Here is a 1,344-nt window from a genome sequence, read left to right on the forward strand (position 1 = left end):
GAGAAGCAAGGGCTGTGTGCTGCCTTTGCTTTTCTGTGGGAGCTGGCTTGTCAGCGATGGCGGCCAGCCAGACAACCAATCCCTAACAGAATGCACTCAACCCCTGTGGGAGCTGGCTTGCCAGCGGTGGCGGCTTGCCAGCCGACCAAGCTCTTGCAGACTGCACGCGATCCACCTGTATGAGTGAGCCTGCTCGTGATGGCGGCCGGCCAGACAACCAATCCCTAACAGACTGCACTCAACCCCTGTGGGAGCTGGCTTGCCAGCGATGGCGGCCTGAAAGCCGACCAAGCTCTAGGGCGCAATACCGAAGCGAGGCCACTCCATCGAAGCCGTCAGTCATGCGGCGCTGGCCGGGATGGTCTGCCAGCCGGACTTCATGACCCACGAAGATGTGGCGCGGTCGGCTAAAGCGGGCGCTGGATGCGCATCTGCAGCATGTCGGTCAGTTCTGGGTATTGTGGCCGTCCAGTCGTCATGCCTGCGCCAAATTGCGCGTCTTCATTGATCACTTGTCGTTGCGACTTTTCCCGGCAAACGATGGTCAATAGGGTTGTAACGGCTTTAAGACACAATCCATGCGCCGCAGGGCCAAGTTCTGTTGCACAATATGCCCCGGACTGTTTTCCCTCAGGATGTTTAATGTTGATTTCAACTCCCATGCGTGTCGTTGGGTTGGCGCTGTTGTTGACCGCTGTCGCTGGCTGTTCGAAGGACAAGCCGATGTATGAGCATGAGAACTTCGATGATTCCGGCACGTTCTCGCGCAATTATCCGGTGGCTGACACCGCGAGTTGCGAGGCGGCCCGTCGCGCGTTGCTCAGCCAGGGCTACATCATCACCAGCAGTGACCCGAAACTGATCAGTGGCCACAAAAGCTTCCAGCAAACCGGTGAAACCCACATGGAGATCAGCTTCAACGTGGTGTGTACCGAAGATGGCAGTTCCAAACACCATGCCACGATGTTCGCGAATGCCTTGCAGGACCGCTACGCACTGAAGAAAACCAACAATTCCGCCAGCCTCGGGGTTGGCGTGTTGGGTTCGGTGTCGATGCCGATCGGCTCATCGGACGATTCGATGGTCAAGGTCGCCAGCGAAACCGTGACTTCTCAAAAGTTCTATGAGCGTTTCTTTACCCTGGTGGAACTGTTCCTGCCGGCGGATGCGAAGAAAGCCGCACATATCGAAGAAAAGCCCAAGACTGATCTGGGTATGCCGGAGCCGAAGCCCGCCGCAGTCGCGCCGGCAACACCGGCACCGGCGGTAGAGGCAGCGCCCGCGCCGCCGCCGGCGGGGATTGTCGAGCCAGCACAGAGCATGACGCCGGCAGCCCCTGCAGCG

At 59.0% G+C, this 1,344-nt stretch carries 1 protein-coding gene and 1 pseudogene; both read left to right on the top strand.

Annotation, left to right across the window (positions count from 1 at the left end):
• Positions 1 to 322 precede the first annotated feature (322 nt).
• Positions 323 to 551: pseudogene (locus tag DBR24_RS34310) on the top strand (LysR family transcriptional regulator); the annotation flags it as partial.
• Positions 552 to 642: 91 nt separating this feature from the next.
• Positions 643 to 1,344: DUF2242 domain-containing protein (locus DBR24_RS29115; RefSeq protein WP_256591954.1), on the top strand; the 702-nt coding region annotated here is incomplete at its 3' end.

It is taken from the genome of Pseudomonas sp. HMWF006 (assembly GCF_003061205.1).
GTDB lineage: Bacteria > Pseudomonadota > Gammaproteobacteria > Pseudomonadales > Pseudomonadaceae > Aquipseudomonas > Aquipseudomonas monsensis.